This is a genomic window from Nostoc sp. CALU 1950 (assembly GCF_051172895.1).
Taxonomy (GTDB): domain Bacteria; phylum Cyanobacteriota; class Cyanobacteriia; order Cyanobacteriales; family Nostocaceae; genus Nostoc; species Nostoc edaphicum_A.
Genome location: NZ_JBDNJQ010000093.1, coordinates 25528 through 32058, shown reverse-complemented (window position 1 = coordinate 32058; position 6531 = coordinate 25528). Strand labels below are relative to the sequence as shown.

The window sequence follows — 6531 nt, the reverse complement described above, 5'->3', positions numbered from 1 at the left end:
CTGATTGAAGGACTAATTTTTGGGCTGATTGAAGGACTAATTTTTGGGCTGATTGAAGGACTAATTTTTGGGCTGATTGGAGGACTGATTGGAGGACTAATTGGAGGACTAATTGGAGGACTGATTTTTGGATTTCATGGTCTAGAAATAGAAAATAAAACTATTCCTAACCAAGGTATTTGGCAATCTGCTAAAAATACATTCAAGTTATCAGCCTTGTTTTTTTTACCTTCCGCAATATTAATATTTTTGATTCAACTAATTATATTAACTAATAATAGCTTCAATGAAGCTTTAATTTCTAGCTTAGTGTCTGGATTATGTTTGGGATTATTGGTAGGTATACGTAAAAGTGGAACACCTGTTATTAAACACTTCACCCTACGCCTCATTCTCTACTTTAACCGCAACATCCCCTGGAACTACGCTCGTTTCCTCGACTACTGCACCGAGCGATTATTCCTCCAGCGAGTTGGTAGTCGCTACCGCTTTATCCACAAACTGCTGCAAGACCACTTTGCCCAAATGAAGTTAAAACGGAATTAGGAAAATACAACCAACTCAAATAAACCGGACAAATAGAGCGGGATGGTAGATTATAAAATTTGTATATTATAATCTGGCAGACTTTTACTGGTACAGTCAAAACAAGCTTTTTTTCCGTTTTTTGATGAAAAGAGCGATTTTTTGTGTAACTCATTCATGGCAAGCCTTTCAAGCTTTACATGGCAGCAATTTAGGGAATGTACTATTTAACTATCAATGCGAACCAAAAAATGTTTTCTGACAGCAGTATCTGCAATTTTGTTATCGGGATGCGGCGACGAAGTTGATCTGATTAATATTGCGGTGAAAGACGATTTGTCAACCAACGTCCAAATAGTTGTTAGTCCTCTCAATTCAGACCCCAGCCCCAGTCCCAGTCCTACTCCCAGCCCTACTCCCAGCCCTACTCCCAGCCCTACTCCCAGCCCTGGTATAGATTCAGAAGAAATAAAAGAAAGATACTTTCAAAAAATCAAAAAAGAGTTTGAATCTTGTGGATTCAAGGCCCAAAAAAATCTGAGATATGATGCTGCTGGGGTCAGTGGTAGCCAAAGCTTTTCTTCAAGAACAGATATTGAACAAGCATTTAGCTGTCTCAGCTATGTCACTAAGGAGACACCAGCGATTGAATTGAGCTATCCCACAAAAACTGAAAACTTATTCCAAACCAACTACGAACTTCAAATAGGAGTACAAAATCCTAGCATTTTCGGATATGGTGGTTTGTTAGGCAATACCAAACCTGTCAAAGAAATACGAATAACACTCCCTGGAAAAATAGTTAGTGCAACTACTAAAAACCAATCATTTAATGTAGTCTTCAACAGAAAAGAAACGGAGTCAGGAATTATCACCTTTAATATTGAAGAGGTAAAGTTCATGAGCCGTGGAGATGAAACTAAAAAGATACTTGAGCAGTTGGATATAAATGTAACGGGATTTGATTATAAGAGACTAAACTCGCAGAATAAAGATGAAGCAGATCAAGCACAGCAAGAACTTGCCTTAATATTCAAGGAGCAGACCGGGATTGATATTATAAATGATGATTCAGACAAGTTTTTTAAATACATAAAAGATCGTATTCCTCTTTATACAACCATAGTTATTAGCTCAAGCAAATCTAAAATCGATATTAACCTGGTTGTAACAGTTACTCTAGTAGTCTTGCCATGTCTGATTGGTTTTCTTGTTTTTTTGTATAAAATAAAGAAAAAAACAAGTCCTTGAGATGAAGTGCTTGAAGGGCAATTTTGTAAAGGATGTCACTATCTAATAATTGCTTTCTTATCTCTAAATGTAAGAGGTATTGAGCCAATACCTCGCAACAGCGATGCTCAACAATGGCTCTCAAAAGTCTCTCTTTGTCTGGCTTTCATATCCAAAGTAAGAAACGGCAACATGAGTGTTGCTTAACCAGCATGGTTAAGCAACGTTTCTCTGACTATGCTTTTTAATCCCAGCCAGTTTGTGTTGACTGCGATCGCACCATGTTCTTAAATTTTGTTAAGTGTGCATCAAACAGTAGTTGGATTGTGCCTGTGGCCCCGTCGCGGTTTTTAGCAAGGATAATCTCTGCAATTCCTTTATCTTGCGTATTGAGGTCGTAATATTCATCACGATACAACATGATTACTTTATCCGCGTCCTGCTCAATCCCGCCACTGTCACGTAAATCCGAGAGCATGGGGCGTTTGTTATTACGGCTTTCTACTGCTCTCGATAGTTGCGAAAGACACATTACAGGTGTTTGTAACTTCATCGCTAAACGCTTCAGTCCGCGTGTGAGCTTTTCTATCTCATTATTTCTGTTGCCCCCGCCGTTACCATCCATCAGTTGCAGATAATCGACGACGATTAACCCCAAATCACGGCGCTCTTGTGCCATGATTTTACGGCACTCAGATTCTATATAGCTCAGTGATGGGTCTGGGCGGTCATCGAGGTAAACAGGTAGCTCTGATAGTGTACCGATGCCCTGTGATAGTGGCTCCCATTGTTTGTTAGAGATGCGCCCAGTTTTCAAGTAGCCGCTTTCTATGCCAGCCTCACCAGAAAGCGCACGCATGGCAATCTGTAGCTTTGACATTTCCAGACTGAACACGACAACCGGAAATTGATAAGCTTGGGCTAGATAAAAAGCTATCTGAGCGGCGAAGGCAGATTTCCCCATCGCCGGACGACCTGCAACGATGACTAAATCATTGCGGTTAAACCCGCAAGTCATTGCATCAAGATCATAAAAGCCCGTGGGAATCCCAGGTAATACCTTACCTTGGCTGCGGTCTTCAATATCCTGAAACAGATTAATCACCACATCGGAAATGTGGCTAGCCCCCGCAGTGTCAGACGAACGCTGCAATTCATAGATAAAGTCCTGTAATTGTGAGAAAGCTTCCTCTAAGGGGGTTTCTTCATTGGACTTGTGCTGCAACTCACTGGCAAGGCTTGCCAGTCTACCCAGTTCTCGGCGCTTCCATTTTTCCACAACTAGACCTGCCAGCGCATCAATGTTAACTGCTGATACCGTCCTGTCAACCAGCGATGCTAACTTGTTTCGACCGCCGATAATTTCTAACAAACTATTATCAGCTAAATAATTCGTGATCATCAACAAGTCTGTGGGCAATTCTTGAGCATTCAGTCTCTGCGCTGCATTGTATATACGACCATGAGCGCTGATATAGAAGTGGTGCGGCTTCAAAATGTCGCGGACACGTTCTATGGCTACTGGGTCAAGCAAGATGCCCCCAAGTATCGCCTCTTCAGATTCAATGCTCTGTGGTGGAAGCTTATTGGCTGTCGTAGCAAAAGGAATTACGTTGTCGTCATTGGCGTACATATTAATCTCTGATTTGAATTAGGTCTAAATTTTTACAGTCAGATACTCAAAACCCTGAAGAGAAGGGGCTTGGTCAATCAGGAATATCTACAAATCTTTCAGGAAACTTGGCGCTTGCCCATTCGTACCATTTGGCAGATACTTTATGCTTGCAAAACTTAGATAGTCCCTCTGACTGGAGCATACTGTAGTAGTGATCGTGCATCCGCGCCTCCCATCTGGGAAAATCATACTTCTTGCGCTGTTTCTCTACTTCTGCGGGGTCATCAGCAAAGTTGTTAATTTTGCGCTCTAATTTCCTGCAACCCGCTTTCCATTGCTCAAATAAGCAAAATATCTCTGTACTACCTTCATCTTTCTTAGAAAGCACTGCGGCTACGTATGGGGCAACGTTGTTAATGTCTTTGTTCTGCGATCGCTGATAGGTCTGATAGTAAAGCAGGAAATCTACTTCTTTAACTGGGTCATCACTAAAAACCAAAATTTGAGAATGATTCTCACGCGCCGCGCCGGAATTTAGATCCTCATGAGTGGATTTCTCGTTAGTTGCAGAGACTTTCTTTTTATTAACAGCGTAGTGATTATCTGGAAGTGCTTTTTCTTGGTCAGTTTCTTTCCTTTCTTCTTTTTCTTTTTCCTCCGTCTCTCCAGTGATGGATTGAGGTAATTTATTTCTGTAATCTAATAAAGACGCTGAAAGCTGTTCTGCGACTGACTTTAAAGGGGGTGGGACATCACTAATAGTGACTACCCCATCACTATTAGTGACTACCCCATCACTATTAGTGACCACGGATAATCTCGTATTATTTACATCGTCACTATTAGTGACCACGGATAGACCCTGAAGAATCAATGCTCCTACTTTGACGGCATCCACACGATAGAATTTGGCGCTACTGCCTTCTTTCTTCCTGGGCTGACAGGCAATCACATAACCAAGTTTTTCTAGAGCTAATAACCTTTTTTGGATACTTTTCTGTGTACCCAGTGAAGGATATCTTTCTGCCCATGCGCTGTAAGTAGCACTAGTCCACCATTCCTCATTGTGTAAGTATCCGCGCTTGTTATTCTTCGCGTTAGCAATACACCAGCTTTCAATAATTTGAATTAGTAAAGCCTCGCAAACACCCACTTCGTTTGCCACACACCAGTAAAGCTTGGTAAATGAAGGTTCGTAGCCGTGGGTTGCTCTATATGCTGCTAATGCCTGATTCGCGATCGCACTGTCTACGCTTTGAGATTTCATTTTGTAACATTCCGAAATTTTGTGTTGATTTCGGATAACTCCTTGCACGGCGACCGCAAAGTTGATTACTATAGTAGTGCGGTCGCGGTTCCGAAAAGTCTTGCAGGACATTTTCAGTTCGGAGTTACCCGCGTTATGACAAAAAAATTAATGAAAATCCAGTCTCCTCTGGTACGCATCCCCTCTAGTTGCCACTAGTGGGGATTTGTGTATGAGAGACGCTAAATCTGTTGATTGTTTGCGCCTTCCCGCCTCATACCGTTTTGTATTGTGGGGATAATGTCTAATTCATCACCCAATTGTTCTAAGCGCTCGTCTATATCGTCTAGTTGTGCTGTGATGTCCGGTTGGTAAGCGTTAATCATATTACTTGTTGCTCACTTTGTTTTCATGGTTTGTTACTGCTTGTTGGGTGATCAGTTCAACTAAATTTGATAGCGTTCGGCTTTCGCTGTCCGCCCATTCTTGTAGTTTTTCTTTTAACTCAGGACTGCATGTAAAAGTTACTTTTGCCTTTGACGTTGCCATTATATTAGAAAAGTTCTGATATATTCCGACATTTTCAGTTAACATCAAAACTTGTCAAAAAGCATCTGGTTCTAAGCAGTTCCGAACTTAGTTGACAAGTTCAGAACTTATCTATTAATATATTAGTGTCAAGGTTATCGATACGTCAATAACTTAAGGCAGACGCAAGTAAGACCCAAGTGCAAAACGCTAAGGCGACTTCCTTTCGAGGGTTGCAAGGCTTGCAAGCGCTGACTTTGACCACTAATTTTCGCTATTTATCAGCACATTTGCATAGCGATCGCTTTATATCTGCGGTCGCGGGAATTGTGCGTGTTTGAACCTTGAAAACTACATAGACCAAGTATGGATATCGATATTAAAAAGTTGCCTTTTTCAGTTTGGTGGCAAATCTCAGAAATCAATGGAACTTGGGCAACTGTCGCTTTCAAAAGATGGACACAGACTGTAGACGCAAGCATCCTGCAAGCAATGAATCTTGAGGAATGGGAAGCGGTTGCAGACACTCTCAACTACAGCTTTGAGTGGGCTTGTAAGCAATTCAAAGTCCACAGAAATAAACAAAAAGAAGGATAAGGATTTATGCTCCACCAAAACCAATTACGAAGGTTAGAAGCAATAGATCGCTGGCTCAGAGAAATTCGAGATTCGGAAGAATTCAGACAACTAGAATACTCTCCAGATGTGATGATAGGGGATGCAATACAAGCAGTGGCCGAACTACTTGACGAACATGAACCCTGTGATTACAATCCCTCAAATTTTACTAATGAAGAGTGGCATTCATATCTAGAACAAAAGCCAGTAATGCACATTCGCCGTGTGAAAACTTGGCGTGAAAAGATTAACTCATTCATACTTAATGGAGCGTCATCAGTAGCAATTGTGAGCTTGGTAACTACTAGTTTTATGGTAGTTGGTTCTATCTTTTGTCACGGGTTTGACCGGATTGAGGAAAGTAGAGGCGAGGAATATCAACCCACATGGATCTACAACGCCAAAATTTTTGAAGGAAGCGCCATTGCATCTATCGCGGTCTTTCTAGGTGCAAGCTTAACGGGCGCGTGTGTCGCAGGAGATAAAAATGATGATTGATAAAGAGCTTGTAGGATGCGTCACACTGTTGAGCCAGAGCAAAACTTACTGGATTAATGGAACGCTGTACAGATATTTAACCAGTAGCGATAGTATCCGACACACACAATATTATTTCCGTCCTTTACCGCGTCAGTCTAAGAGCGCTGACTTAAAGCTCAATCGGGACAAGGTGCTAAGACGCTGCTACGAAGTGCCGAGCTTATATAAACAGCACACAGCAGAGATAACTAGGAACTCAATACAGCTGAGTTTGTTCTAACTCGGAGCG

8 protein-coding genes and 1 pseudogene are annotated in these 6531 nt (G+C 41.6%); 5 read left to right on the top strand and 4 right to left on the bottom strand.

Annotation, left to right across the window (positions count from 1 at the left end; all coding sequences use genetic code 11):
* Nucleotides 1-546: pseudogene (locus tag ABF638_RS23145) on the top strand (NACHT domain-containing protein); the annotation flags it as partial.
* A 216-nt stretch (nt 547-762) separates the two neighbouring features.
* Nucleotides 763-1776: a hypothetical protein gene (locus ABF638_RS23140; RefSeq protein WP_435025306.1), complete on the top strand. Its 1014-nt coding sequence runs from the start codon at nt 763-765 to the stop codon at nt 1774-1776.
* Between the two features lie 223 nt (nt 1777-1999).
* Here the strand turns inward: ABF638_RS23140 and dnaB are convergent, their stop codons facing one another.
* From dnaB to ABF638_RS23120, 4 genes are all read right to left on the bottom strand, one after another.
* Entirely contained in the window at nt 2000-3388 is a 1389-nt protein-coding gene (dnaB, locus tag ABF638_RS23135; RefSeq protein ID WP_435025305.1) for a replicative DNA helicase, read from the bottom strand.
* Between the two features lie 73 nt (nt 3389-3461).
* Nucleotides 3462-4637, bottom strand: a complete 1176-nt coding sequence (locus ABF638_RS23130; RefSeq protein ID WP_435025304.1) for a hypothetical protein — start codon at nt 4635-4637, stop codon at nt 3462-3464.
* 221 nt (nt 4638-4858) lie between these two features.
* Nucleotides 4859-5002 carry a hypothetical protein gene (locus ABF638_RS23125; protein WP_190937646.1) on the bottom strand — a complete coding sequence of 48 codons (144 nt, stop codon included), beginning with the start codon at nt 5000-5002 and terminating at the stop codon, nt 4859-4861.
* A 1-nt stretch (nt 5003) separates the two neighbouring features.
* A complete protein-coding gene (locus ABF638_RS23120; protein WP_242065072.1) occupies nt 5004-5210 on the bottom strand; it encodes a ribbon-helix-helix domain-containing protein in 207 nt (68 codons plus the stop codon).
* Nucleotides 5211-5344: 134 nt separating this feature from the next.
* Between ABF638_RS23120 and ABF638_RS23115 the strand changes: the two genes are divergently transcribed.
* Genes ABF638_RS23115 through ABF638_RS23105 form a run of 3 tightly spaced genes read left to right on the top strand, consistent with a single transcriptional unit; the run spans nt 5345 to nt 6260 of the window.
* The gene (locus ABF638_RS23115; RefSeq protein ID WP_190937639.1) at nt 5345-5485 is read left to right on the top strand and encodes a hypothetical protein; all 141 of its coding nucleotides are present in this window, start codon (nt 5345-5347) and stop codon (nt 5483-5485) included.
* A 25-nt stretch (nt 5486-5510) separates the two neighbouring features.
* Nucleotides 5511-5741 (top strand): hypothetical protein, encoded by a 231-nt coding sequence (locus ABF638_RS23110; protein WP_114085582.1) that lies wholly within the window; start codon nt 5511-5513, stop codon nt 5739-5741.
* 6 nt (nt 5742-5747) lie between these two features.
* Complete coding sequence (locus ABF638_RS23105; protein WP_435025303.1) at nt 5748-6260, top strand: hypothetical protein; 513 nt, start codon at nt 5748-5750, stop codon at nt 6258-6260.
* Nucleotides 6261-6531 lie beyond the last annotated feature (271 nt).

Bases quoted from the DNA above. Each gene is read 5' to 3' on its own strand.
- ABF638_RS23140 (WP_435025306.1), top strand. From the start codon at position 763: ATGCGAACCAAAAAATGTTTTCTGACAGCAGTATCTGCAATTTTGTTA.
- dnaB (WP_435025305.1), bottom strand. From the start codon at position 3,388: ATGTACGCCAATGACGACAACGTAATTCCTTTTGCTACGACAGCCAAT.
- ABF638_RS23130 (WP_435025304.1), bottom strand. From the start codon at position 4,637: ATGAAATCTCAAAGCGTAGACAGTGCGATCGCGAATCAGGCATTAGCA.
- ABF638_RS23125 (WP_190937646.1), bottom strand. From the start codon at position 5,002: ATGATTAACGCTTACCAACCGGACATCACAGCACAACTAGACGATATA.
- ABF638_RS23120 (WP_242065072.1), bottom strand. From the start codon at position 5,210: ATGTTAACTGAAAATGTCGGAATATATCAGAACTTTTCTAATATAATG.
- ABF638_RS23110 (WP_114085582.1), top strand. From the start codon at position 5,511: ATGGATATCGATATTAAAAAGTTGCCTTTTTCAGTTTGGTGGCAAATC.
- ABF638_RS23105 (WP_435025303.1), top strand. From the start codon at position 5,748: ATGCTCCACCAAAACCAATTACGAAGGTTAGAAGCAATAGATCGCTGG.